This window comes from Geomonas propionica (assembly GCF_016458235.1).
In the GTDB taxonomy this organism is placed as follows: Bacteria; Desulfobacterota; Desulfuromonadia; order Geobacterales; family Geobacteraceae; genus Geomonas; species Geomonas propionica.
The window spans coordinates 34151-59207 of record NZ_JAEMHK010000002.1 but is presented as its reverse complement, the minus strand read 5'-3'; the positions used below and the strand labels follow the sequence as shown (position 1 = coordinate 59207).

At 61.8% G+C, this 25057-nt stretch carries 25 protein-coding genes and 1 other RNA gene; 10 read left to right on the top strand and 16 right to left on the bottom strand.

What is annotated here, in order from left to right; genetic code table 11:
* Positions 1-17 precede the first annotated feature (17 nt).
* The 5 genes from trpD to serA all read left to right on the top strand — a co-directional run bounded on the left by trpD (position 18) and on the right by serA (position 5894).
* Positions 18-1076, top strand: coding sequence for an anthranilate phosphoribosyltransferase (gene trpD / locus JFN90_RS02900; RefSeq protein WP_199393605.1), 1059 nt, complete (start codon positions 18-20; stop codon positions 1074-1076).
* Between the two features lie 3 nt (positions 1077-1079).
* A complete protein-coding gene (gene trpC / locus JFN90_RS02895; protein WP_199393604.1) occupies positions 1080-1880 on the top strand; it encodes an indole-3-glycerol phosphate synthase TrpC in 801 nt (266 codons plus the stop codon).
* A 183-nt stretch (positions 1881-2063) separates the two neighbouring features.
* Complete coding sequence (locus JFN90_RS02890) at positions 2064-3419, top strand: TrpB-like pyridoxal phosphate-dependent enzyme (protein ID WP_199393603.1); 1356 nt, start codon at positions 2064-2066, stop codon at positions 3417-3419.
* Positions 3420-3562: 143 nt separating this feature from the next.
* Positions 3563-4183 carry a phosphoribosylanthranilate isomerase gene (locus JFN90_RS02885; protein WP_199393602.1) on the top strand — a complete coding sequence of 207 codons (621 nt, stop codon included), beginning with the start codon at positions 3563-3565 and terminating at the stop codon, positions 4181-4183.
* 112 nt (positions 4184-4295) lie between these two features.
* The gene (gene serA / locus JFN90_RS02880; RefSeq protein WP_199393601.1) at positions 4296-5894 is read left to right on the top strand and encodes a phosphoglycerate dehydrogenase; all 1599 of its coding nucleotides are present in this window, start codon (positions 4296-4298) and stop codon (positions 5892-5894) included.
* Positions 5895-6147: 253 nt separating this feature from the next.
* Here the strand turns inward: serA and JFN90_RS02875 are convergent, their stop codons facing one another.
* The 4 genes from JFN90_RS02875 to JFN90_RS02860 form a co-directional block, all read right to left on the bottom strand.
* A complete protein-coding gene (locus tag JFN90_RS02875) occupies positions 6148-7215 on the bottom strand; it encodes a 3-deoxy-7-phosphoheptulonate synthase (protein WP_199393600.1) in 1068 nt (355 codons plus the stop codon).
* Between the two features lie 160 nt (positions 7216-7375).
* Positions 7376-7999 (bottom strand): nicotinamidase, encoded by a 624-nt coding sequence (locus JFN90_RS02870; RefSeq protein WP_199393599.1) that lies wholly within the window; start codon positions 7997-7999, stop codon positions 7376-7378.
* Positions 8000-8047: 48 nt separating this feature from the next.
* Positions 8048-9478 (bottom strand): nicotinate phosphoribosyltransferase, encoded by a 1431-nt coding sequence (locus JFN90_RS02865; RefSeq protein ID WP_199393598.1) that lies wholly within the window; start codon positions 9476-9478, stop codon positions 8048-8050.
* A gap of 12 nt (positions 9479-9490) precedes the next feature.
* The gene (locus JFN90_RS02860; RefSeq protein ID WP_199393597.1) at positions 9491-10057 is read right to left on the bottom strand and encodes a tetratricopeptide repeat protein; all 567 of its coding nucleotides are present in this window, start codon (positions 10055-10057) and stop codon (positions 9491-9493) included.
* Between the two features lie 172 nt (positions 10058-10229).
* Here JFN90_RS02860 and JFN90_RS02855 point away from each other — a divergent pair, with 172 nt between their 5' ends.
* Together JFN90_RS02855 and JFN90_RS02850 are read left to right on the top strand one after the other, a co-directional pair.
* Positions 10230-11072 (top strand): NAD-dependent epimerase/dehydratase family protein, encoded by an 843-nt coding sequence (locus tag JFN90_RS02855; protein WP_199393596.1) that lies wholly within the window; start codon positions 10230-10232, stop codon positions 11070-11072.
* 133 nt (positions 11073-11205) lie between these two features.
* Complete coding sequence (locus JFN90_RS02850; RefSeq protein ID WP_199393595.1) at positions 11206-11736, top strand: Hsp20/alpha crystallin family protein; 531 nt, start codon at positions 11206-11208, stop codon at positions 11734-11736.
* Positions 11737-12233: 497 nt separating this feature from the next.
* Here the strand turns inward: JFN90_RS02850 and ssrS are convergent.
* The 5 genes from ssrS to JFN90_RS02830 all read right to left on the bottom strand — a co-directional run bounded on the left by ssrS (position 12234) and on the right by JFN90_RS02830 (position 16576).
* Positions 12234-12422, bottom strand: a non-coding RNA gene (gene ssrS / locus JFN90_RS22680) — 6S RNA.
* 330 nt (positions 12423-12752) lie between these two features.
* On the bottom strand, positions 12753-14024 hold the full coding sequence (locus JFN90_RS02845) for a Ni/Fe hydrogenase subunit alpha (RefSeq protein WP_199393594.1): 1272 nt from the start codon (positions 14022-14024) through the stop codon (positions 12753-12755).
* Positions 14008-14757 (bottom strand): NADH-quinone oxidoreductase subunit B family protein, encoded by a 750-nt coding sequence (locus JFN90_RS02840; protein WP_215906681.1) that lies wholly within the window; start codon positions 14755-14757, stop codon positions 14008-14010. Before JFN90_RS02840 ends, JFN90_RS02845 begins: the two co-directional genes overlap by 17 nt.
* Positions 14758-14762: 5 nt before the next feature.
* Complete coding sequence (locus JFN90_RS02835; RefSeq protein WP_199393592.1) at positions 14763-15614, bottom strand: FAD/NAD(P)-binding protein; 852 nt, start codon at positions 15612-15614, stop codon at positions 14763-14765.
* Positions 15611-16576, bottom strand: coding sequence for a 4Fe-4S dicluster domain-containing protein (locus JFN90_RS02830; RefSeq protein ID WP_199393591.1), 966 nt, complete (start codon positions 16574-16576; stop codon positions 15611-15613). The genes JFN90_RS02835 and JFN90_RS02830 overlap by 4 nt, the downstream gene beginning before the upstream one ends.
* 153 nt (positions 16577-16729) lie before the next feature.
* On the opposite strand from JFN90_RS02830, the gene JFN90_RS02825 reads away from it, so the two are divergent.
* From JFN90_RS02825 to modC, 3 genes are all read left to right on the top strand, one after another.
* A complete protein-coding gene (locus JFN90_RS02825) occupies positions 16730-17512 on the top strand; it encodes a tyrosine-protein phosphatase (protein WP_199393590.1) in 783 nt (260 codons plus the stop codon).
* Between the two features lie 285 nt (positions 17513-17797).
* A complete protein-coding gene (gene modB / locus JFN90_RS02820; RefSeq protein ID WP_199393589.1) occupies positions 17798-18481 on the top strand; it encodes a molybdate ABC transporter permease subunit in 684 nt (227 codons plus the stop codon).
* A gap of 1 nt (position 18482) precedes the next feature.
* A complete protein-coding gene (gene modC / locus JFN90_RS02815) occupies positions 18483-19541 on the top strand; it encodes a molybdenum ABC transporter ATP-binding protein (RefSeq protein WP_199393588.1) in 1059 nt (352 codons plus the stop codon).
* Positions 19542-19557: 16 nt separating this feature from the next.
* Here modC and mnmA read toward each other — a convergent pair whose 3' ends face one another.
* The 7 genes from mnmA to JFN90_RS02780 all read right to left on the bottom strand — a co-directional run bounded on the left by mnmA (position 19558) and on the right by JFN90_RS02780 (position 24803).
* Complete coding sequence (mnmA, locus tag JFN90_RS02810) at positions 19558-20628, bottom strand: tRNA 2-thiouridine(34) synthase MnmA (protein WP_199393587.1); 1071 nt, start codon at positions 20626-20628, stop codon at positions 19558-19560.
* 113 nt (positions 20629-20741) lie between these two features.
* Entirely contained in the window at positions 20742-20966 is a 225-nt protein-coding gene (locus JFN90_RS02805; protein ID WP_199393586.1) for a sulfurtransferase TusA family protein, read from the bottom strand.
* A gap of 21 nt (positions 20967-20987) precedes the next feature.
* A complete protein-coding gene (locus JFN90_RS02800; protein ID WP_199393585.1) occupies positions 20988-21938 on the bottom strand; it encodes a 4Fe-4S dicluster domain-containing protein in 951 nt (316 codons plus the stop codon).
* A gap of 128 nt (positions 21939-22066) precedes the next feature.
* A complete protein-coding gene (locus JFN90_RS02795) occupies positions 22067-22474 on the bottom strand; it encodes a M67 family metallopeptidase (protein ID WP_199393584.1) in 408 nt (135 codons plus the stop codon).
* Between the two features lies 1 nt (position 22475).
* Positions 22476-23288, bottom strand: coding sequence for a HesA/MoeB/ThiF family protein (locus JFN90_RS02790; protein WP_199393583.1), 813 nt, complete (start codon positions 23286-23288; stop codon positions 22476-22478).
* The gene (thiS, locus tag JFN90_RS02785) at positions 23288-23500 is read right to left on the bottom strand and encodes a sulfur carrier protein ThiS (protein WP_199393582.1); all 213 of its coding nucleotides are present in this window, start codon (positions 23498-23500) and stop codon (positions 23288-23290) included. Before thiS ends, JFN90_RS02790 begins: the two co-directional genes overlap by 1 nt.
* Before the next feature lie 49 nt (positions 23501-23549).
* The gene (locus tag JFN90_RS02780) at positions 23550-24803 is read right to left on the bottom strand and encodes an O-acetylhomoserine aminocarboxypropyltransferase/cysteine synthase family protein (RefSeq protein ID WP_199393581.1); all 1254 of its coding nucleotides are present in this window, start codon (positions 24801-24803) and stop codon (positions 23550-23552) included.
* Positions 24804-25057 lie beyond the last annotated feature (254 nt).

Sequence of the window (25057 nt, the reverse complement as noted above, 5' to 3'; positions counted from 1 at the left end):
GTTTAAAAGGAGCTGCTATGATTCGTAGGGCCATTGCACGTGTTGTGGAGCGGGATAATCTCAGTGAAGCCGATATGATCGAGGTGATGGACCAGATCATGTCCGGCGGGGCCACCCCGGCCCAGATCGCGTCCTTCATCACCGCGCTCAGGATGAAGGGTGAGACGGTCGACGAAATCACCGGCGCCGCGCGGGTCATGCGTGACCGGGCCCTCCCTATCCGGGTCGGCAAAAGCGTCCTCGGTATCGACCGTGACGACATCAACCTCGATCGCGAAACCATCCTCGACACCTGCGGCACCGGCGGCTCCGGCACCAACTCCTTCAACATCTCCACCACCGTAGCCTTCATCGTTTCCGCCTGCGGCGTCAAGGTCGCCAAGCACGGCAACCGCGCTGTCTCCTCCTCCTGCGGCTCCGCCGACGTCCTCGAGGCGCTGGGCGTCAACCTGGACGTGACTCCGGAAACCGTGGAAAGGTGCATCTCCGAAATCGGCATCGGCTTCCTGTTCGCCCCCGCGTTGCACGGTGCCATGAAGCACGCCATTGGCCCCCGCCGCGAGATCGGCGTCCGCACCATCTTCAACATCCTGGGCCCGCTCACCAACCCCGCAAACGCCGACTGCCAGGTGCTTGGCGTCTACCGCGAGGAACTGGTCGAGAAGCTGGCCCTGGTTCTCAAAAAACTCGGCTGCCGCCGCGGCTACGTGGTGCACGGCTGTGACGGCATGGATGAGGTGACCCTTACCGGCGAGAGCACCATCGGCGAGGTCAGTGCCGACGGCGTCAAGGTCTACAAGGTCACCCCGGAACAGTTTGGACTGGAGCGCGCTCCGCTCACCGAGCTGCACGGCGGCGACGCCCAGGGCAACGCCGTCATCGTTCGGGACATCCTGGCCGGCAAGGACGGCGCTAAGCGCCGCATCGTCCTTCTGAACGCCGCCTTTGCCCTGCTGGCCACCGGCAAGGTGACCGACGTCGCGGAAGGGATCAAGCTGGCCGCCGAGACCATCGACTCGGGGCGCGGTTTGCAGCAACTGGAGCGGCTGGTTGCGCTCACCAACGAGGTGCAATAGCTGATGACCCAGGTACCCGACGTACTCAGGAAGATTGTCGACTACAAGCAAGGCGAGCTCGAGGAGGCCATGCGGGCGGTTCCGCTCAACGAGATCATGGACCGCCTCGCTGACCTCGAAGACACCCCCCGCGGTTTCCAGAATGCCATTCTCAACTCCCTTGGTTCCGGCTGGACCCCGATCATCGCCGAAGTGAAGAAGGGCTCGCCGTCGAAGGGGCTGATCCGCGCCGACTTCGATCCGCTGCAGATCGCCATCACCTACCAGGACAACGGCGCTACCTGCCTGTCGGTGCTTACCGACGAGCACTTCTTCATGGGGCACCTGAGCTACCTGGCGCTGATCCGCGAGCAGGTTTCGCTGCCGCTTTTGCGCAAGGATTTCATCTTCGATCCCTACCAGATCTACCAAGCCCGTGTCGCCGGTGCCGACGCCATCCTGCTCATCGCCGCCATGCTCGACGTGCCGCAGCTGCGCGATTTCCACTGCTTGGCCAAGGAACTCTCCATGGACGTGCTCCTCGAGGTGCACGACGAGAGGGAGCTGGAGATGGCCTTGCAGACCGACTGCAGCATGATCGGCATCAACAACCGCGACCTGCGTACCTTCAAGGTCGATATCGCGACTTCGGAGCGTCTGGCCGCCCAGATTCCCGCCGGCCGGATCATCGTCGCCGAGAGCGGCATCAACACCCGGGCCGAGATCGTGCGCCTCACCGAACAAGGGCTACACGCCTTCCTGATCGGCGAGTCCATGATGCGTGAGCCCGATATAGGTGCGAAGCTGTCCGAACTGCTGGGGTGAAAGAGGCTGCCCCCTCCGCCAGTTTGATGGGATGATTAAAAGACCGCATCGAGCATGTTGCCAATAAGCGCTGCACGCGAACCCGCGTCCCCCCCTTTTGCGAAGGGGGGACAGGGGGGATTTGCCTCTCTGCCCAAGAGACAACTTGAAAATTGAAATGTTCCAACTGACAAAGGAGTGGCTATGAATACCAAGTTCTTGCTTGACGAGTCCCGCATCCCGAAACAGTGGTACAACATCATTCCCGACATGCCGGGGCCGCTGCAGCCGGTTATCAACCCGGCGACCCTGAAGCCGGTCACCCCGGAGGATATGACCCCGATCTTCCCGATGTCCCTCATCGAGCAGGAGATGTCGAACCAGCGCTGGATCGACATTCCCGAAGAGGTACGCGAGAAATACCGTATCTGGCGCCCGTCGCCGCTGTTCAGGGCGCACAGGCTCGAGCAGGCGCTGCAGACCCCGGCCAAGATCTATTACAAATACGAGGGCGTTTCCCCGGCGGGCTCCCACAAGCCCAACAGCGCCATCCCGCAGGCCTGGTACAACAAGCAGGCCGGCATCCGCAGGCTGGCCACCGAGACCGGCGCCGGGCAGTGGGGGAGCTCACTGGCCCTGGCCTGCTCCATGTTCGGCCTGGAGTGCACCATCTACATGGTGAAGGTCTCCTGCACCCAGAAGCCGTACCGCAAGAGCATGATGCAGCTCTGGGGCGCGACCGTGATCCCGTCGCCGTCCGAGTTCACCAACGCCGGGCGCGGCATCCTGGCCCACGACCCCGACAACATGGGGAGTCTCGGTATCGCCATCTCCGAGGCGGTGGAGGATGCTGCCACCCATGACGACACCAATTACGCGCTCGGGAGCGTTCTGAACCACGTTTGCCTGCACCAGACTGTGATCGGCCTGGAGGCGAAGGAGCAGATGGCGCTGGCCCAGGATTACCCCGACGTGGTCATCGCCTGCTGCGGCGGCGGTTCCAACTTCGCGGGCCTTGCCTTCCCGTTCCTGTCGGACCGTGCCAACGGCAAGAAGGTGCGCTGCCTGGCCGTCGAGCCTGCCTCGTGCCCGACCCTCACCAAAGGGGTCTACGCGTTCGACTACGGCGACACCGCGAAGCTTGCGCCCATCACCAAGATGTACACCCTGGGGCATGACTTCATGCCGCCGGGGATCCACGCGGGCGGTCTGCGTTACCACGGCGAGTCAGCGCTCATCTCGCAGCTCTACCACGCCGGCGAGATCGAGGCGAAGTCCTACAAGCAGAACGCCTGCTTCGAGGGTGCGCTCCTCTTCGCCAGGACCGAGGGAATCGTCCCCGCGCCGGAGTCCTCCCACGCCTTGCGTGCCGCCATCGACGAAGCGGTGCTCGCCAAGGAAGAGGGGAAGGAGAAGACCATTCTGTTCGGTCTTTCCGGTCACGGCCAACTCGACATGGGCGCCTACGACGCCTACCTCTCCGGCCATCTCGAGGACTTCGAGTACCCCGAAGAGATGATCCGTCAATCCCTGGAGCGTCTGCCGAAGGTATGCCTGTAACAGAAAAGTGGTACGGGGTGGCAAAAGAGAGCTGGCTGGAGTTTTCCCAGAAAGAGCTTTCTGGTTTTCTCAGAAGTCCTCAGATTTTCTCCGTGGCTAACGGTTTTGCTTTGTAAGTTGAGTAATTTTAAGGGTATACGCGCATGACAAAGGTGAAGATTTGTGGCATAACATCGGAGGACGATGCTCTGATGGCCGTCGATGCCGGGGCCGACGCGCTCGGCTTCGTGTTCTTCGACAAGTCCCCCCGCTACATCGGAGCGGCGGCCGCGCAGAAGATCATCGCCAAGCTCCCTCCCTTCGTCCAGGTGGTCGGTCTTTTCGTCAATGCCGATCTCGATGTGGTCAACAGCACCGCCGACTGCTGCGGCTTGGACATCGTCCAGCTGCACGGTGAGGAAAGCCCGGAGTACTGCCGACTGGTCAACCGCCGGCTAATGAAGGCGTTCCGCGTGCGCGGGCCGGAGAGCCTGACCCCGCTGTCGGAGTATCGGGTGGCTGCTTATCTCCTCGACGCCTATTCGCCCCACGCCTATGGCGGGACCGGCGAGGTGTTTGACTGGGACTGCGCCGTTGCCGCCAAGGAGCATGGGCGTATCGTCCTGGCCGGCGGGCTCACCCCCGACAATGTCGCGGAAGCGGTGCTGCGGGTACGCCCCTACGGCGTGGACGTCTCCAGCGGCGTTGAAGCGTCCCCCGGCAAGAAGGATCCGGACAAGGTGCGCCGCTTCCTCCAGTTGGCCAAGTATCCGCACCCGGTCTGAAGCACAAGGCAAGTTCCATGAGGACAAGACATAGTAGCGAACAGTAAATGAGTACGTACAACGGCGAACGTTGAACGCAGAACCGGTTTCCAACCTAAACAAAGGAGTGGCAATGAAGATTATCGTAACCGATGAGGTGGCTCAGGAAGGACTGGCGATTTTGCAGCGCGACCCGCGCGTGCAGATGGACATCAAGCTGGGACTGAAGAAAGAGGAGCTTTACTCGATCATTGGTGATTACGACGTTATCATCACCAGAAGCGGTACCACCGTGGACAAGCCCCTGCTCGACCATGCGACCAACCTGAAGCTCGTCGCCCGCGCCGGTGTCGGCGTCGACAACGTCGACGTGGATTACGCCTCTGCCAAGGGCGTTATCGTGGTCAACGCACCTTTCGGCAACACCAACAGCGCGGCCGAGCACGCCATGGCGCTTTTGCTTTCTTTCTGCCGCAACGTAACCAAGGCCAACGGCTCCCTCAAGGGCGGCGCCTGGAAGCGCGCTCCTTTCACCGGCTTCGAGCTTAAGGGTAGGACCGCCGGCGTCATCGGCCTGGGCAAGGTCGGCGGCCGCGTCGCCACCCGCCTCAAGGCGTTTGAGTGCGAAGTGCTCGCCTGCGACCCGTACATCGCCGAGAAACGCGCTCATGACCTGGGCGTCAAGCTGGTCACCCTCGACGAGATCATCAAGAACTGCGACATCATCACCGTCCACACCCCACTCACCAGCGAGACCCAGAACATGATCGGCAAGAAGGAACTGGCCGGCATGAAGGACGGCGTCATTATCATCAACGCAGCGCGCGGCGGCATCATCAACGAAGAGGCAATGTTGGAAGCCCTCGACTCCGGCCGTGTCGCCGGCGCCGCCTTTGACGTCTGGAGCCAGGAGCCGCCCGACTCCGAGATCCTCAAGAAGCTGATCGCCCACGAAAAGATGGTGGTCACCCCGCACCTGGGCGCCAACACCTTCGAGGCACAGGTGAACGTCGCCGTCGACGTGGCCAAGGAAATCCTGCGCTACATGGACGAGCAGCCCATCGAGAACGCCATCAACATTCCCAAGTTCGACGCTTCCCTCATGGGGCAGATGCGTCCTTATCTGAACCTGGTGAACGTGCTGGCGGACTTCATCATCCAGTTGGCCGACACCAACCTGAACAAGATCACCTTCACCTACACCGGCGGCTTGGCGCAGTACGACTGCACCCCGATCACCGTGTGCGGCCTGGCGTCGCTCTTGAACCGCAGGGTGGAGCAGGAAGTGAACATGGTGAACGCGCAACTCGTGGCGGACAACATGGGCATCGTGATCGAAGAGGTGAAGTCCACCCAGTCCGAGGACTTCTCCAACCTGATCACCGTGAGCATCGAAGGCCCGGGCGAGAAGCGTCTCATCTCCGGCACCGTGTTCGAGGGCGTGCCGCGCATCGTCAAGCTGCGCGACTACCAGATGGACTTCCGTCCGGAAGAGCACATGCTGCTGCTTGCCTACGGCGACCGTCCGGGCATCATCGGCAAGATCGGCACCATCCTCGGCAAGCACGAGATTAACATCGCCGCCATGAACCTTGGTCGTCGCGAGAAGAAAGGTGAAGCGATGGTCATTCTCTCGCTGGACTCCGCTGTCCCGGCGGGTGTGGTCGACGAGGTGAGGGAAGCCACCGACGCCACCTTCGTCAAGCCGCTCTACCTGATCACCGCGAAATAAGCGGGACAGACAGCAGGAAAAGAAAAGGCCCCCGGCGCAAGCTCGGGGGCCTTTTTTATTGGTCGTCAGCACCAATTGGCTGGTTCTGTAGGGGCGAATAATCATTCGCCCCCCTTATCCGCGCCACGATGGCGCTCGATTCCGGGAAAGACATCCTTTGGGGCACCAGCGCTGGGCGAATAATTATTCGCCCCTACAGGGCATCCGCAACGTCAGGGGGCGGCTTACTTCTGTGTCCTCTGTGTTCCGGGGTTTAAGCTATCTTCCTTCCGCCGCACGCCTTCAGCCTCTGGTGCGCCTCACGCAGGGCCTTTTCGGTAGTCTCCCAGTTGATGCAGCTGTCGGTAATGGAGACGCCGTAGGTCAGTTCGGCGAGGTTCTTCGGCAGCGGCTGGTTCCCTTCTTTCAGGTAGCTTTCGATCATCACCCCGGAGATGGAGCGGTTGCCGGCGGCGATCTGGTCGACCACGCTTTTCAACACCTCCGTCTGGCGCTCGAACTTCTTCTCGGAGTTGCCGTGGCTGCAGTCCACCATCAGGGTCGGGTTCAGCCCGGCCTTGGAGAGCATCTCCTCGGACTTGGCGATATCCTCCGGCGAATAGTTGGGCTTCTTGTTGCCGCCGCGCAGCACCATGTGCACGTCCGGGTTGCCGGTGGTCTGAAGGATGGAGGTGAGACCGTCGCGGTTGATGCCCAGGAAGCTGTGGGGATGCAGCGCGGCCTTCATGGCGTCGATGGCAATCTGGAGGTTACCGTCGGTGCCGTTTTTGAAACCGATCGGGAAGGAGAGGCCGCTGGCCATCTCGCGGTGGGTCTGCGATTCGGTGGTTCTTGCCCCGATGGCCCCCCAGGAGAGGAGGTCAGCCAGGTACTCCGGCGTGATGGGGTCGAGCATCTCGGTCGCGACCGGGAGCCCCATCTCGGTCACGCTGCACAGAAGGCCGCGGGCGATGCCCAGTCCCTTGGAAATCAGGTGAGTACCGTCCATGCCGGGATCGTTGATGAGTCCCTTCCAGCCGACGGTGGTGCGCGGCTTCTCGAAGTAGACCCTCATGATCAGGAGCAGCTCCTCGGAGACTTCCTTGGCCAGGGCCGCCAACTTTTCGGCGTACTCAAGGGCGCCTTTGGGATCGTGGATGGAGCAGGGGCCGACCACGACCATGAGCCGCTTGTCCTCGCCCCTCAGAATCTTCGAGATGGCCGCACGGCTTTCAGTCACGCAGGCGCTGGACTGCCCCGAGATCGGGAAAACCTGCCTCAGATCGGTCGGTGCAATGATCGGGGTGATGCTTTTTACTTTGAGATTGTTCGTCTTAATCATCGTAAGCTCCCGCGCTAGCAGTTTTTAATGTGGCGTAATCTAGCGCGTTTCCCGGACGGTGTCAAAAAAAAATGCCCCATCGGCACTGAATTTTGCCGGGAGCATATTTTTGTATGGCGCAGGTATAAAAATGCCTGCAAAAACTGTAGTTTTAACGCGTTCAGGCCGGCGGGCGCGTTTCTCCTTCAGCCTGCAGGGAACTGCGTACCGAGGCGAAGGTCGCCTGGCTGGCGCCTGCTGTCAGCATCGCCTGCAGCGCGCGTTCCGAGTCGCCTGGTTGCACCTCTACGCCGCGTATGGCGTCGGTCAGTACCGTGACCCCGAACCCCTCCCTGAGCGCGTCCAACACCGACTCCTTAACGCAGTAATCCGTCGCCAGCCCTCCGACGTAAAGCCGGTCCAACTCCATGCGACGCAGCAGCATGGCGAACGGCGTGCCGTTTTCCGTGACCCCCTGCAGTGCGGAGTAACCGTTGTCCCAGGCGGCCATCCCCTTGGAGATGACGATGGTTCCTTCCGGCAGTCGTAACCCCGGGTGGAAATCCGCCCCGAGGGTCCCCTGTACGCAGTGGGGCGGCCAAACCCCGCCCTGCTCCCGGAAGTGTTTGCTCTGCTCCGGGTGCCAATCCCTGGAGGCGAAGATAGGTGCGCTCCTCAGGTTGAAAAGCTCCATGTAACGGTTCAGCGGCCGCAACACCTGGTCGCCGTCCGGGACGGCCAGGGCGCCTCCGGGGCAGAAATCGAGCTGTACGTCGACCACGAGCAAAGCGGCTCTGCGTTGCATCGCGTACCTCCTTTGCCGGTGGCAGCCGCGGGTAGCGGTCATCCGGCGCTAGTTGCGGTACTTGCTCTGGACCCGGTTCATCAGTTTGAGGCGCAGCGTGTTGACACCGGTACTTATGGAGACCTTGTAGATGTGCGGGTTCACCAGGCGCAGGCATCCTTCCGGCAGGAGTTGCAGTTGCTGGGCGGCGAGGTCGGCGCTGCTTTCCAAGTCTGGTGTTGGTGCGCACCTGCTGCCGTTTTTCATCACCATCTGGCGCAGGTCGATCAGCCGCGCCTGTTCCGGAATGCGGACGTGCTGCACCGGGTTGGCGGGATCGAAGACCAGCGCGCCGGGGAGAATCTCCTCGTCCTTAAGCGCGATCAGGTCCAGGATGAAGGTGCCGTCCGGGGCGATGGCGCGCAGCACCTTCTTGCGGTCCGGCAGGGTGGCCTTGGCTACGTCGCTGGTAAGCTTCAGTTTCGGCTCGCCGTCCATGTGCACGAGCTTGTACACGCCGCCCAACGCTCCGCCTCCTACGCCGGCGCAGGTGGCGAGGCGGGTGCCAACTCCGTAGATGTCGATCCTGCTTCCTTCCCGCCGCATCGATTCGATGACGTTTTCGTCCAGCTCGTTGGAGGCGACGATCTGCACCTCGGGGAATCCGGCTTCGTCGAAGGCGGCTCGGACCTGCCGGGAGAGGTAGGCCAGGTCTCCCGAATCGATGCGGACGCCGGCCAGGTGGTAGCCGCGCTCCTTCAGTTCGCGCGCTACGACGAGTGCGTTGGGGAGACCGCTCTTCAAGGTGTCGTAGGTGTCGATCAGCAGGACGCAACTGTTCGGGAACTGGTCCGCGTAGGTGCGGAAGGCGGTGAGTTCGTCAGGAAAGGCCATGATCCAACTGTGGGCGTGGGTGCCGCGCACCGGGATGCCATACTGCATCCCGGCCAGCACGTTGCTCGTCGAGCGCACGCCGCCGATGAAGGCGGCCCTGGCGCAGGAGAGCCCGCCGTCTGGGCCCTGCGCGCGGCGCAGTCCGAATTCGAGCACGGTGGCGTCCCCAGCCGCTACCTTGATACGCGCCGCCTTGGTCGCCGCCAAGGTTTGAAAGTTGATGATATTAAGAAGTGCCGTCTCCACGAACTGAGCTTCGGCGAGGCCCCCCTCCACGGTGAGCAGCGGCTCGCCTCCAAAAACGACGGTCCCTTCGGCAGGCGCGGTGATGGTGCCCCTGAAGCGGAAGTCGGAGAGGTAGGAGAGAAAGGCCGGCTTGAAGATCTTCAGGCTCTCCAGGTAGGCGAGTTCGGTACCATCGAAGGAGAGATCTTCCAGGAAGGAAAGGGCGTTGTCGAGCCCGGCGAAGACGGCGTAGCCGCCGCGGAACGGGTTGTTGCGGAAAAAGAGATCGAAGGCGGCGGGACGCTCGTGCATGCCCTGGTCATGGTATCCCGCCAACATGGTGAGCTCGTACAGGTCGGTAAGCAACGCCGAATAACGCATGGTGTCCTCCCTTCAATTACCAGCACCCTGAATTATCGCACGACGCAGTTTTTCCGCCAGTTCCGGATCCACCATTTTCAATGAAAGGTACTCTCCTTGTGCCTTATCTGCTTCATCGAGCAATAGATGAGACAGTCCCAGCTTGTACAGTGCATTGGCATTGCCCGGCCACAGCTTAAGCACGATAGTGTAGGCAGTGACTGCCTCCTTATAGCGATCAGCCCTAAAACAGACCTCACCCAGATTGGAGTAGCCAAGTGCGAGGGAAGGATCCAGTTGCACCGATTTCTTAAGAGAGTCGATGGCGTGGCCGTAGTCGCCGATCAATGCCTGGGAGGTGCCCAGGTTCAGCCAACCGAGCGGATTGCTGGGCGCCAGGGTGACGCTCCTGCTGAAAGCCTCGGTCGCCTCGCGGTAGCTTCCTTCGCTGTTCAATTCCACCCCGGCCTGGAACCAGTCGTCGGCTTCCAGGAACTCCTCCTGCTCGATATGGACCGGAGGCGGTTTGGGCATCAACGCCCCGGTGGCCAGACCAGTGAAGAGTAGCAGCGCGATAAAGGTACCGGTGCGGTGTCTCATGCCTTACCTCCGTCGAAACCAAAAACATAGCATATTAAAAGTTTTTTACATTAATCAGAGGGAGTGGCGGGGAGGGCGACCGGGTTTTTTGCTGACATAGCGGCGGGGTTTCTGGTAGAAAAGGGAGGCTGCTGCGCCTGCCGCAGCGCAACTCCATGGCACGAGGTCTCACATGCAACAGTTATTGATCATCGGGTGCGGCACCGTCGGCCGGCGGGTGGCCGCACTGGCACTTGCGCAGGGAATGAGCGTCAGCACCCTCAACAGGGGCGAAGCCCCGCTGGACGGGGTGCGCCACCACAGCGGCAACCTTGATGAGCCGGAGACGCTGGCCGGACTCCCCACCCGCGGCGCCGGTGTCATCTACCTCGCGCCGCCGCCGGGAGGCGGCCACGAAGACACCAGGATGCGCAATTTTCTCGCCGGCATTGGCGCAGGCGAAGAGCCCGCCAAGGTAGTCTATATCAGCACCAGCGGCGTCTACGGCGGGGGGAGCGAGGTGGTTACCGAGGAGACCGAGCCCGATCCTCAGACCGCGCGCGGCAAAAGACGCCTGCACGCCGAGCGCCTGCTGCAGGCTTGGGGACGCGAGCGCGGAGTCCCTGTGGTCGTCCTCAGGGTGACGGCCATCTACGCGGCCGACCGACTGCCGGTCACCCAGCTCACCACGGGCCAACCGGTGCTCCGCGAAGAGGAGGCGCTCCCCAGCAACAGGATCCACGCCGACGATCTCTCCCGCATCTGTCTCGCCGCCCTCGAACGCGGAGAGGACGGTGCCGTGTTCAATGTGAGTGACGGCGCCCCCAGCACCATGACCGCCTACTTCAATGCCGCCGCCGACAAGCTTGGGCTCCCCAGGCCCCGGCAGGTGACCATGGCCGAGGCGCGCCAACTCATGACCCCGCTCATGATCTCCTACTTCTCCGAGGGGCGCGTCGTCGACAGCAGCAAGATGCTGAAGGACCTGGGGATCACCCTGCTGTACCCCAACCTGGAGACCGGGCTAAAAGGGTGATTATCCTGTAGGGGCGAATAATCATTCGCCCGCCTTTACCCGAAGGCCCCGCCGCCCTGACAGCGCTTTCTTGACAATTCACGGCTCCGCATTAGTGTTTTCCCATTCCAAAAAACGAGTGGGAGGTGCGGCGATGCTGGAAAAGGAAAGCGACCTGCTAAAGCGTGAGGACCGGCGCCAGGCTGATCGGCACCCGCAGATGGGACGCCGGGAGGACCAGGACGAGCGGCAACTCTCGCCGACGGCCGAGATGGACCGCCTGTTCGACGAGGTGTTCAAGAAGCCCTTCTTCCACCTCTGGTCCCAGAGGATGTCCGGAGAGCAGATAGAGGACCTGAACCCGCCCATCGACATCTATGAGGATGGGGATTCCGTGGTATTGAAGGCTGAAATCCCGGGGTTGAAAAGGGAAGACCTGGACGTGCAACTCTCACCGGAGAGCGTCACCATTTCCGGCCAAAAGGGGCAGGAGCAGCGCATCGATCAGAAGGACTACTTCCGCATGGAGCGGTCCTACGGTTCGTTCCTCAGGACCTGCCGTCTGCCGGTGGCGATCCTTACCGATACGGTCAAGGCGAGTTTCCGGGTCGGCATCCTGGAAATCAGGGCGCTGAAAAAAACCGACGTGATCAAGGACCGGTTCCGGAAGGTGCATGTGGAATAACCGGTGCGCAAACCGGTGCCGATGGGAAAGGGCGTGGCGTTTGTCACGCCTTTTTCGTGCGCGTAATGTGGCTGCCTAAAAAGAGGGCAAAACGCTATCATTAGCGATGGTCACGTTGGTTTTTTCCGTTCCTGGGGCGGTTACCCACAGACTTTTCCACAGCAGTTGTGGAAGATGTGTGACATTATTTATCATAAAAATATAGCTACTTAGATAAAGCAGTCCTGTCGCGTATCCATGCAGCATCCCGCTCTCTTTGCCGCGCCACAGTGGCTCGCGCGCACTAAAAAAGGCCCATGGTGTTCCATGGGCCTTTTCGCTGCATTGGCGTTAGATCGGGGCACTTTCTACCAATCCGTCGGTAAAGCTTCGCGGCCGATTGCTGCGTGGTCGGTGCCTCCTCGCAACGCGTACCGGTCGGCTTCCCTTTTTCAAGCGCAGGCGCCTGGCGGATGAGATAAGTCGCTTTCAGCGTTGTCCCGACTAACGCCAATTTTTTTTGCTCCGGAATACCGCCACGGTGGAGATTGGATTACTGACCAGTGTCGCAACATACCCCGGTGAGACGCTTCAGGCTTCCCTCTGCCTTGTTGAGGGCTTGCACACCACGACTGAAACCAGGGACATCTTGATAAATAAGGTAGTCAGGGACCCAAACGGATGCGCAACGAGTATTCCAGAGCCGCTCGCATTCACATGCTAAAGCTTGACCCAAGTCTAACAACCGGACTATGAGTGTCAAGATGAACATGAGATTAATTTCATCTGATCTAAGATGCTGATAAATAGCAACTTTATTTGATCGGTCAGAGCGTAAAAGCCGCTGTCATTTCGCCAATTTTGCCTGGCTCAGTAACGCTCGACCATGGCCTGTCATACCACTTTCGTTAATTCTTGGTATGACAGTTGCCTTAGGATAATTCCGCTACGGCAAGCTGAAAGGTGCAACGAATATTGCTGCGGCAGGCGGACGATAAAGGCGAAGTAGTGTGACGGGGGTCACATATGCAACGCTGCTAGAGAGTCAGGAGGTGTACCGAGCAGGATATGCAGGGGTCGTAGCAGCGTATCAGCCGCTCCAACGCGGTGGTCATGCGGGTGGTCTCTTCCCCCTCCATGGCGCACGCAAGCGCCAGCAGGTCGCGGGCCAGGGCGCCCTGGTTCAAGGCGGTGGGGGTGATCACGTCGGCCATGGTGCAGAGACCCTGAGCATCGAAACTATAGCTGTGGATCAGGGTGCCGCGCGGTGCCTCGCACGCCGCAGACCCCGTCGCAGCACGGGGGGAGATTGCGGGGGCACTTGCCCTTTGGGGACCGAGCTCGATCAGGCGGTCGATCAGGCGCAGGGCGCGCTCGATGGCGTGGCACATCTCTATGGCCTGGGCCAGGTTGTTGCTCCGCACGTCCTTGCCGACCAGTTCTCGCTTGTGGGTCGCGAAAAGCTGGGCGGCGAGCGGCTCCAGGTCGGGGTCGAGGTTGAGCCGGGCCAAGGCGCCCACCGTGGCTTCCTTCCCTTGCACCGTGGAGAGCTTGGCGTTGGAATAGCCCACCACCCTTTCCTCGACGTGCTGCCGGTAATCCCGCAGCGGGAACGTAGGTCCATCGGCCATACGGCAAAGCCTGGCGCCCAGCGGGCGGTCGGACGGCTGCAGGGCGAGAAAGGCTGGTTCGGGAAGTTCGGGAAAAGGGAAGGGGGTGCTGAAAAGGCGGTGCGCCTCCTGCGCCGCCGGGAGCGCCTGCTGCAGTTCGTCCTTCAACCGCACCAGCTCCTTTTTGTTGAGGCTGCGGCCGAGTCCGCCGAGGCAGATGTTGACCGGATGGATCAGCCTGCCGCCAGCGGTTTCCAGGACCGTGTTGCCGGCCTTCTTGACTGCCAGTCCGGCCTTGAGCAGCTCGGGCGCCACGCTGGCCAGTTCCGCCACCCCGCGCACACCCAGCAGGTCGGGAAGCACCAAGCAGTACAGGTGCAGCGCGTGGTCCTGGATCATCCCGGCCTGCAGCATGAGTTCCCGGGTGAGGGCGGTCACCTCTGAGACCTCGATGCCCAAGGCATCCTCCACCGCGAGGAGCGCGGTCACCTTGTGCACCGTGGAACAGAGGGCGCAGATGCGGCAGATGATCTCCGGCACCTCGGCGAAGCTCTTCCCTATCAGGAGTGCCTCGAAGAGGCGGGGGGAGTCGATGAAGTTCAGTTCCACACGCTCCACCCGGCATCCCTCACGATAGATCCGGACGCTGCCGTGACCTTCCAGCCTGGTCAGAGGCGCTATCTCAACGACGCTGCCCATAATTCCACCCCGGCTTGAAACGGCTCATTCTCCGTTCGACTTCTTCCCTGCCGAACCCCCGCTCCAAAAGGAGTTCCAGTTCCTGGGCCACGTTGGCCTCCCGCACCGGTCCCCGGCACCCCTCACAGACGATCCCGGTGGCGGGGCAGCGCGCATTGCACCCCCCTTGCACCACGGGTCCCAGGCAGAGCTCCCTTTTTTCCAGCAGCAGGCAGAGATTTTCGCGGCTGCGGCACTCCGTGCAGACCGGGTAGCAGCGGGCAGGCGGAAGGGTCCCCGCCGCGAGGGCTGCCACCAACTCCATGATCTCCTGCTTTTCCGGTGGGCACCCGGTTACCGCAGCGTCGACGCTGACATAGTTGGCCAAGGGGGCGGGAGCGAAGCTTTCCGGCAGTTGCACTGCGTCGCCGAATACCGTTTGCAGCAGATCCCTTCTGCAACTGATCGTGTTATTCATGGCGGCGACACCGCCAAAAAGCGCACAGGTGCCGTAGGCGACCAGGACCCTGGCCGCATTTCTCAGGCTGAAAAGGAGTTCCAGGTCCTTCGGTGTGGACACGGCCCCCTCCACGATGGCGGCGTCGAACTGCGCGTCCAACACGTTGCCGCTTTCCGCGAGAGGGAAGTAAACCAGTTCGCATAGGCCCAGCAGTTCCGGAAGTTCGTCCTCGCAGTTCAGCAAGGTGAGTTGGCAACCCGAGCAGGCCGTGAGCCCGGTTATGGCGACTTTCATAGGTCTCACAGCGCCTCCGGTATCCCTTTCAAATCACTGGCCCGGAACACGGGCCCATCCAGGCAACAAAGCTTCTGCCCGATGCCGCAGTGGCAGCAGCGTCCCACGCCGCAGCGCATCCTGCGCTCAAGGCTGAGCAGGATCCGATCCGGTGCGACCCCGCCCGCCTCCAGGTCGGAGATCAGGCAGCGGTACAGGGGAGGGGGGCCGCAGACGGCGGCATAGGTATCGGCGGCATCGAAGCGGAACCCCTTCAGGAGATCGGGCAACAGGCCGAGCGCACAGGAGAAGCTTCCATCCAGCTGCTCCGGCGCGAAGTCAACGGTCAGGTAGAGCCGCATTCCGCCGTCGGCAGCCAGGGCCGCCAGTTCTTGCCGGAACAGCATGAGCTTGGGCTGCTTGGCTCCGTACATAAGGGTGATCTCCCCGTAACCGTCACGGTGCCGCAAAAGGTGCATGAGCAGCGAACGTAAAGGGGCGATGCCGAGCCCTCCGGCGAGCAGCAGGACCGGGTGGCCTGCCATCTCCGGCAGCGGAAAACCGCAGCCGAAGGGGCCGCGTACCCCAAGCGGGGCGCCGGGCTGGAGTTTGTGCAGCAGGTCGGTTACGTGCCCGACCCGGCGCACGCACAGCTCCAGGGTCCCCTCCGGAGTGGGTAGGTCGGCCGGCGAAATGGGGACTTCCCCTGCGTCGGGCACCGAGAGCTGCACGAATTGTCCTGGGACGAAAGAGGAAAGCTCGGCAAGGGCCCCCGGCTCGGGGGCGATGCGGAACAGGGCAGTATCCTCGGAAAGGTCACGGCGCTCGATCAGGTGGGCCGCGTAGGGAACGTGGGGCGAGTGTTGAGGCTGTTTCATGGCTCTACCTTTTCGGGCGCCACGGTCAGTTCGCGCAGGTCTATGTCGACTGGGCAGAACTCTTTGCAGCGGCCGCAGCCGACGCAGGAGCTCATTCCCTGCAGCGGGGTGAAGCCGCAGTATTTATGCAGGAAACGGTAACGTAGCCGGTCCAGCCGATCCGGACGGAAGTTGGCGCCGGCAACCTCGCCGTGAGTGGCGAACAGGCAGTTGTCCCATTCCCTGATGCGCGTACCGCCTCCGGAAAGGGTGGGGTACTCGCGCACGTCGAAGCAGTAGCAGGTGGGACAGCAGACCGAACAGGCCCCGCAGGAGACGCAGGTGGAGGCGAACTTCTGCCAAAGCGGGTGGTCCGAGAAACGCAGTTCGGGATCCTGGGCCGGATAACAGGGACCGGAAATGGCCGGCGACGGTTGGGCTGCCCTTTCTTCCAGCAGGTGATCTGCCGCCGAGAGGAGCGCCGACCCCCGCGCGCTGTAACTAGTGATATGGTATCCATCCTGCCCGGCGCTCAGGAAGAGATCGCAGGAGGCCGATTCCGTCGCTGCCGTGCAAAAACAGAAATCATCGGGCTCGCAAGCGATGCCGACCAGCGTCAGGCGTGACCTGCGCGCGGCGTATCCGGGGTCGGGGCGGTCGGCGAGGAATACCCGGTCCAGGTACGCGATCCCTTCCAGGTCGCAACTGTGGACGCCGAAAATAACGAGGTCGCCAGCACTTGAGTGCCCCTCGCGGTAGCCTCCCCCGCCGTAGTGCAAAATCTCTTCCCTGAAGGGGAACAGGTATTTTTTCGGGGGGATCTGGGTACGGCGGTAGTCGAGGTGCAGTTCGTCTGGGTCTTCAAGGGGGGAGAAGCGGTGCACGCCGCTCTCGGATACGGTGGGGGCATGCAATTCGCCGAAGAGGCGCAGCGTCTCCAGAAACTGGTCCAGTCGCGAGATTTTCAGGAAGTTGTTTGCCACAGCACCTCCTCGCACAAAGGATAATTCTACCGGGGGCATTGCTGATGGCAAGGCGTTTCAAGGGATTCACTAACTGTCTCCACTATTCTTTCAGAGCGCTGTCATGCAGTTCGTTCTTTGACTTCATGCCGAACAGGTGTTACAGAATGTTGCATGACATCTGAGTTCACCGATTTCCATTGCCATCTGCTGCCGGCGCTTGATGACGGTGCAGTCAACCTGAGAGAGTCGCTCAGTATGGCGCGCACACTCTCCAGCTTCGGTTTCGCCACCGTCCACTGTACGCCGCACCTGATCCGGGGAGGCTATGAGAATGAACCGGCCCGGGTTATTCGAGCCGTGCAACTCATGCAGAGGCGTTTAGATGACGAGGGGATCCACCTGCGCCTCGTTCCCGGCAACGAGCACTACCTGGACCAGTATCTTCCCGAGATGCTTCCGACAGCACTCAGGGCGGGGAACTCCCGCTACCTGCTGGTCGAAGTCCCCTTTCATTCTGGTCCCGAACTGCTGCGTCCCATGGTACAAACCCTCGCCAGCCACGGTCTCGCGCCGCTGATCGCTCATCCGGAGCGCTGCAGCGCCTTCGATCCCGCTAGGGCGAGAGGCGGGTTGTGGGGTGCGCTCGCCATGGTGCTGGGCAACGAACCCGAACCCCAAATCGATGAGGGCTCGGAGATCGTGGAGCTCAAGCGGCTCGGCTGCAGGTTCCAGGGCAACCTGGGGAGCTTCGCCGGGTACTATGGCTACGAGGTGCGCGAACGCGCCCTGTTGTTCCTGAGGCACGGCCTGTACTCCTGCTTTGGCAGCGACGCCCACCGCGGAGAAAAGCTATGGGAGATGCTGACGGCCGGGTACGCCGTAGTCGAATCGGTGCTTGGGGAAGCCGGCACCCGCGAACTGCTGCGCGGCACCCTCCTTGCCAACGGTGCCTGACGCGAAAGAGGACGGGGGGCTTTGCGCCGCAGCCGCGCTCTTCATCCACGAACCACCGCCCTTGCCCACGCGTCCCCCACTTTGCGAAGGGGGGACAGGGGGGATTTGCTTTTGAATTCTGCCTGCAACGCAGCCGTAATGCCCCAAATTTCAGCAGTCCCGCCTGAACCTGCCGCAGCTCCCCGATCCGCAGTCCACTGAATCGCCCGTCTCCGCGCCACTTGCACCGTTTACCCTATCTGGAACAAAACCTGCTACCAGGATGGCATCACAGCGAGGTGACCCATGCCGATCCTGAGCAGTCCCGATTCCGATGCCATCGTCCTCTCCATCAAAGTCGCCCTCACCGCGACCCTGCTCAGTCTCCCCTTTGGCTTTCTCTACGCCTACCTGATGACCTTCTTCAAGTTCAGAGCGAAGGTCCTCCTGGAGGTGCTGGTGAACCTCCCACTCACACTGCCCCCGGTGGTCATGGGGTACCTGCTCCTGGTGGCCCTGGGGAAGAACGGCTGGCTTGCCCCGGTGCTTGAGCCCCTCGGGATCCGCCTCATCTTCACCTGGAAAGCTGCGGTGCTCGCATCCGCGCTGGTCGGTTTCCCGCTGCTGGTGCGCTCCATCCGTCTCGCCATGGAATCAATCGACGGTCGTCTTATCCAGACCTCGCGTACCCTTGGAGCGGGGCCGCTGGATTCGCTGCTGACCGTGATCCTCCCCTTGTCACGCCCCGGCATCGTTGCCGGCTCTTCGCTCATGTTCGCCCGTAGCATGGGAGAGTTCGGGGCGACCATCATCGTCGCCGGCAACATACCCGGGATCACGCAAACCATTCCGCTCGCGATCTATGACTATGCCGGTGCGCCCGGTGGCGAGCGTGCCGCGCTGGCCCTGTGCGGCGTCGCCATTGCCCTTTCGGTGCTGGTGCTGCTGGTTCACGAGAGTCTCACCAGGAAGCTGGCCAGGAGGCAATGACATGGAACTGAACATGGCTATATCCAAGAAGTTTCCCGGTTCCTTCGACTTGAAGACAGACTTCACGATAGCGGGTGAGCAGGTGGGTATCTTCGGCGTGTCCGGTAGCGGTAAATCAACGATGGTCAGCCTCATCGCCGGCCTTCTGGAGCCGGACCACGGGGAGATCATTCTTAACGGCGATTGCCTGTTCAGCAGCGAGCGCGGCATCAACCTCCCGCCGCAGCAGCGTCGGGTCGCCATCGTGCTCCAGGACAGCTGCCTCTTCCCGCACTTGAGCGTGGAAGCGAACCTCATCTACGGTTACCGGCGCTGTCCGCCCCGGCACCGGCAGATCGACGTGAAGAGCCTGGTCTCCGTGCTGCAACTGGACGGCCTGCTCGAGCGCGGAGTCAACCGGCTATCCGGCGGCGAGAAGCAGAGGGTGGCCCTGGGGAGAGCAATCCTCGCCAACCCGCGCCTGTTGCTCATGGATGAATCATTGTCCGCGCTCGACGACGGCCTCAAGCTGCAGATCATCCACTACTTGAAACGTGCCAGCGAAAAATTTCGGATTCCTTACCTTTTCATCTCACATTCCCTGCTTGAGATACGGCTTTTGACCGACCAGGTGCTGGCCATGGGTGGGGGGAGGGTGCTCGGGCAGACCACGCCGGAGCAGTTGGCCCGGGAGCGGATGGGGCAGAGCCAGGTGGGCTACATCAACCTGTTGCAGGTGGAGAAATTGCGCAAGATGGGGGGGCTCTACGTATACCGGTGGGGGATGGAGGAGATCTTCGTTTCTGCGGGGGATGACGAGCCCATGGCGGTGTTCGAGCTTTCCTCCCGGGACATTATCCTGTTCACCAGGCACCCCGAGGCGGTGAGCGCGCGCAATCTGCTCAAGTGCACGGTGATGGATACCTTCCCCTCGGGAAACAAGGTAGGGGTGGAACTGCGCTGCGGGCACGAAACGCTGATCGCGGAAGTGGTGGTGCAGGCCGCGGACGATCTTGCCATCCAGGCGCGCACCCAGGTCTACGCCGTCATCAAGGCCTCGTCCTTCCGCCGCCTCAGTTGAAGGGCGCCTGGTGGTCCTAGAGGATCCAGCCGCCGCCGACCACCATGTCCCCATCGTAGAGCACCACGGCCTGTCCCGGGGTGACCCCTGCCTGCGGTGTGTCGAACTCCACCCGCAGCCTGCCGTCCGGGCACGATTCCGCGCGGCACGGCACCGGCTGCTGGCGGTAGCGGATACTGCAGGTGCCGTGGAACGTCCCGGTGATGGGCCTGTCGGTCCAGGTGAGCTGGTCGGCGAAGAGGACACTTTGCTGCAGATCCTCTTTCGGTCCCACCACGACTCGCGCGTTCTCGGTGTCGATCCCTGTCACGTAGAGCGGTTGCTTCCACGCAATGCCCAGGCCGCGCCGCTGTCCCACCGTGTAGCGGTGAATGCCGTCGTGACGCCCAAGCGGCTTGCCGTCACCATCGACGATCTCGCCCGCGCGCGGGGTGACGCCGCTTTCTTCCAGGAAACGGACGTAGTCGTTGTCGGGAATGAAGCAGATCTCCTGGCTTTCCTGCTTTTGCGCCACGGGGAGGTTGAAGCGCGCGGCGAGCTGCCGCACCTCGGGTTTCTCCAGGTGTCCCACCGGGAAAATAGTGCGGGCGAGCTGTTGCTGCTTCATGCCGAACAGGAAATAAGTCTGGTCCTTGCGGGGATCGAGCCCCTTGTGCAGACGGTAGATGCCAGACGCGTCAGGCTCGATGCGGGCGTAGTGTCCGGTGGCAAGGAGGTCGGCGTCGAAGGTGGCGGTCATCTCCAGGAGCAGACCGAACTTGATCCTCTCGTTGCAGCGGGCGCAGGGGTTCGGGGTCCTGCCTGCCTGGTACTCCGAGACGAAATCGTCGATCACCAGTTCCTTGAAGCGCTGGCGCAGGTCCACCACCTGGAACGGGATCCCCAGGCGCTTGGCGACGCGCGCGGCGTCCATGACGTCGGTGAGGGAGCAGCAGGTCTTGCCGCCCGACGGCGTCTGTTCGGGGCGCTCGTAGAGCTGCAGCGAGACGCCGATGACGTCGTGCCCCTGTTCCTTCAGAAGAGCGGCGGTCACCGATGAATCGACGCCGCCGCTCATTGCCACAACAATACGTTTCTTCTCAGACATCTTTCTTTCCGTTGTACCTAGTACCTAGCTGCATGTGAGCCGCGTCACCAACCTTCTAGTGGAGTTTACCCACCGTAGCCTTGGCGGAGGTGGGTAGCCTTGGCGAAGGGGGGTTAGTCCTCTCCCTTTTCCAGCGTGAGCACGTAGTACTCGTCCTTTTCCTGCAGGGCGAGCAGCTTGTGCCCTTCGTCCTTCAGGCTCCTGGGGACGTTCTTGACAGGCTCGCCGTCGTCGAGGAGAAACTCGATCGTGGTTCCCGCCTCGATGTCTTCAAGTTCCAGCTTGGCCATCACGAAGTTGGTAGGGCAGGTGACACCCCTAAGATCTATGGTTTGCATGGCAGTTCCTCTTTTTTTACTTTAAGCCTGCTGACCGGGCAGCGGCACTTGGTTCTGGATGACGTGCGGCGCGATGGTTTCCTGCACCACGTACTGCGGGAACTCGCTGCGCAGGCGCTCCAACAGCGACTGCCACCCCTCGCGGATGATGATGTCGCCCAAACGCACGCGCCCGGCTCCCTCCGCCTTCTCCTGATACCAGGTGAGGACGCAGGCGATGAAGTCCACCACGCGCTCTTCAGGGACGAAGGTGGCGAAGAGGGTCCCGATCAGGGGACGGCGCCCCCACTTGCCGCCGATCCTTACCGTGTACCCTTTCTTCTCCGCGCTCCAGGCGCTGGTCGGGCAGACTTTGATGCAGTCGCCGCAGTAGATGCACTTGGCGGCGTCGAAGACCGGTTTGTTGTCCGCGCCCATGGAAAGCGCTCCCTCGGTGCAGGACTTAGCGCACAGCCCGCAGCTGATGCAGCCGTCCGCGTCGAGCTTGGGCCAGACAGCGCCCTGGAAGCCGACGTCATTGGTGGCCGATTTGGGACAGTCGAAGGGGCAGCCGGCGAAGCCGACCTTGAATTTGTGGTGTCCGGTGGCGGTGCCGAACAGCTTCTGATCCACCTCCAGCGCCGACTTCTGGGTGTCGACCAGCCCGTTGGGGTTGTACTCGCAACCGCCGCAGGCGGTCGGGACGCGCACGCGGGCGCCGCAGGAGGCGACCTTTTGCTGCTCCTCGCCCAGTTCGGCGACCACCGCGTCGAAATCGGCGAAGTTGATGTTGATCAGCTCGATGGACTGGCGCACCGACAGGTGCACGTACCCCTTGCCGTATTTCTGCGCCACCGCCGCGATCTTGGACAGGCGGTCCACCGACATCCTGCCGCCGGGCACGCGCAGGCGTACCGTGAACAGGTCCTTGCCGCGCTCCTTGATGAAGCCGCCGGCCTTCAGGTTCTTCAGATCGATCTTCGGTTCAGCCACGTTTTCTCTCCTAGATTTAAAACCATTGACAGGGATAAAAGGGATCCAAGGGATAAAAACAAGGATTCAGGCGTCGCAACCCTTAAGTAAGGTGTTGCCGTTATCCCCTTTATCCCTTTTATCCCTGTTTAAATTGCCTTTGCCGTTACGATTTCCACCGGCTCCACGTTCCCCGCGCTGATCCTGAAAGCCTTGGCCACCGGCTCCTCGCGGTTTACGAGCGACACGATCAGGTGGCAGACGTTGGGGGTCAGCGCGAGGCGGATGTCTTCCTGCGAGGGGCGGGCGGGGGACTCCGGGTGGGAATGGTAGATGACCAGCATCTCCTCGCCCGCGGCTCGCATAGCCTTAACCGCGGCGAACTGCTCCTTCGGGTCCATCATGAAGTGCTCGTTGCTCGCGTCGGTGTTGGTCATCGGATAGCGGCTCGTTACGCGACTCGCCGTCCCTCCCATGAGGCCACATACCTCCAGCGGGAATCCTTCCTGCGCCTGCGCGATCACCGCGTCCAGTATCTCCCTCGGGATCTCCAGCATCTTAGTGCCCCAGGTCGCAGACGGTCAGGGCATCGAGCTCATCCTTCAGCTCAGTAATGGTCGGGTTGTCGCCGCAGATCGGACACTTCGGGTTTTTCCGGATCGGCACCTCGCGAAAGCGCATGCGCAGGGCGCTGTAGGTGAGCAGGCGTCCGTGCAGCAGGTCGCCGGCGCCGAGCAGGAACTTGATCGCCTCGGTGGCCTGCAGCGTGCCGATGACGCCGGGAAGCACGCCGATCACGCCGGCACGGGAGCAGGTCGGAATGACGTCCTTCGGCGGCGGCTCCGGGAACACGCAGCGGTAGCAGGGGGACTGGCCCGGGGTCACGGTGAAGGTCTGCCCGTCGAACTGCAGGATGCCGCCGTGGGAGTAGGGCTTGCCGGCCAGGACGCAGGCGTCGTTGATCAGGAACTTGGCCGCGAAGTTGTCGGTGCCGTCGATGATGAAATCGTAATCGGCGATCATCGGCAGTATGTTCTCCGCGTTCACCCAGGTCTCGTAGGTGACCACGTTCAGCTCGGGATTGATGGCGAGCATCTTCTCCTTGGCGGAAAGCACCTTCGCCTTGCCCACATCCGGGGTGCTGTGGATGATCTGGCGCTGCAGGTTGGAGAGGTCGACCTGGTCGGCGTCCGCGATGCCGATGGTGCCCACCCCGGCCGCGGCGAGATACAGCGCGATGGGGGAGCCGAGGCCGCCGGCACCGATTACCAGCACCTTGCCGTTCAACAGTTTGAGCTGCCCCTTGCCGCCGACTTCCTTGAGAAGGATGTGCCGCGAGTACCGGTTAATCTGCTCTTCGGTGAGCTTCACTATCTACCTCCGCCCATGAAATAAAGAAATTCGATGCTGTCGCCGTCCTTGACCGTGGTCCCCTCGAAGTCGCCGCGATCCATGATGTCGCCGTTTAGTTCCACGGTGACGTACTCGCGCTGCTCGACCTTTAGTGCTTCGAGCAGGTAGTTGAGGGAGACCGGGGTCTCCTCGGCGATGGTGGCGGGCTTGCCGTTCACAGTCAGATTCATTAGATGTGCTCCTCGTTTAGTAGCATAGATGCCTGGTAAAAAACAGTCTTTAAACCCCTTCCAGCGCGGCACGGAAGTCTTCAACGATGTCAGCCGGATCCTCGATCCCCACCGAGACCCGGACCAGTTCCTCGCTCACCCCCATGAGTGCCTTCACCTCGAGGGTGTAGTCGGCGCAGATGGTGCTGGCGGGGTGGATCACCAGGGTTTTGGTGTCGCCGATGTTGGCCAGGTTCTTGGCGAGCCTGAGAGCGTTGATCAGCCGGAAGGCCGCGGGCTTGTCGGCCAGCCCGAAGGTGAGCAGCCCGCCGAAGCGGCCGCCGAACTGGCGCCCGGCGACCTCGTGGAACGGGGAATCCGACAGCCCCGGGTAGTTGACCCAGGCGACCTTCGGGTGTTCCTTAAGAAACCTCGCCAGCACGAGGGCGTTGGAGCAGTGGCGCTCCATCCTGAGGGCAAGCGTCTCCAGCCCCTCTCCGGACAGGAAGGCGTTGAGCGGCGCTGCGCAGGCCCCAAAATCCTTGTGGATCAGCTTCCTGACGCGGGCCGTGAACGCGAAGTTGCGATACTTGCGGTGAAACTGCTCGAAGTGGGGGAACTTATCGCTGCGCCAGTCGAAGTTCCCCGCGTCGATGATCGCGCCGCCGATGGAGTTGGCCGTTCCGTTTATATACTTACTGGTCGAATGGATGATGATGTCCGCGCCCAGGTCGCGCATGCGAGCCAGGTATGGCGTGGAAACGGTGGCATCGACCATGAGCGGGATGCCGTGTTTTTTGGCAATCGCCGAAAAGGCCGCGATGTCGGGGACGTCCATCTTCGGGTTGCCGATGGTCTCCACGAAGATGAGGCGTGTGCTCTCGCTGATCCCGGCTTCCAGGGCCGCGAGGTCCGTGGGATCGAAGAAACAGGTCTTGATGCCGTAGTTGTCCAAGGTGTCGTGGAACAGTGAGTAGGTGCCGCCGAAGAGCGAAGACGAGGAGAGAATCTCGTCGCCGTTTCGCACCACGGCCATAACCGCGGTGGTAATGGCGGACATGCCTGAGGAGGTGATCACTGCGGCGATGCCGTCCTCAATCACCGCCAGTCGTTTCTCCAGCCCCTCCAGGGTAGGGTTCCCGATCCTGGTGTAGACCTGTCCGACCGCTCTTCCTTTAAAGATGTCCTCCAGTTCCTCAGCGGTTTGATAGGCGAAGGCCGAGGACTGGACTACGGGAGTCTTGGTGGCTCCGAAAGGACCGGGCGCGGTCCCGCCATGGATGAGTTTCGTGTCGAATCTGAGTTCTTGTCCCGCCTCTGCCACATCCCCTCCGTTTGCCGTTAAACGGCGACCGGCATATGCCGGTACTTTCCCCGCATCATAACTGCGGGGGAGAGTAATTTTTAAAAGTCGTTTTGTCAAGAACTAAATAGGAATTGTCATAGTTGTGCAGTGTTGTTTCTGGTGGGCGGTTCTTGTTACAGCCAACGTATTTTATCTGCCAGATGCCATGCCTTTTACCGGTGCATAGAGGGGACGCGCATGCTGGGCAAAAGAAAGATCTGTCAGTGCGTTGA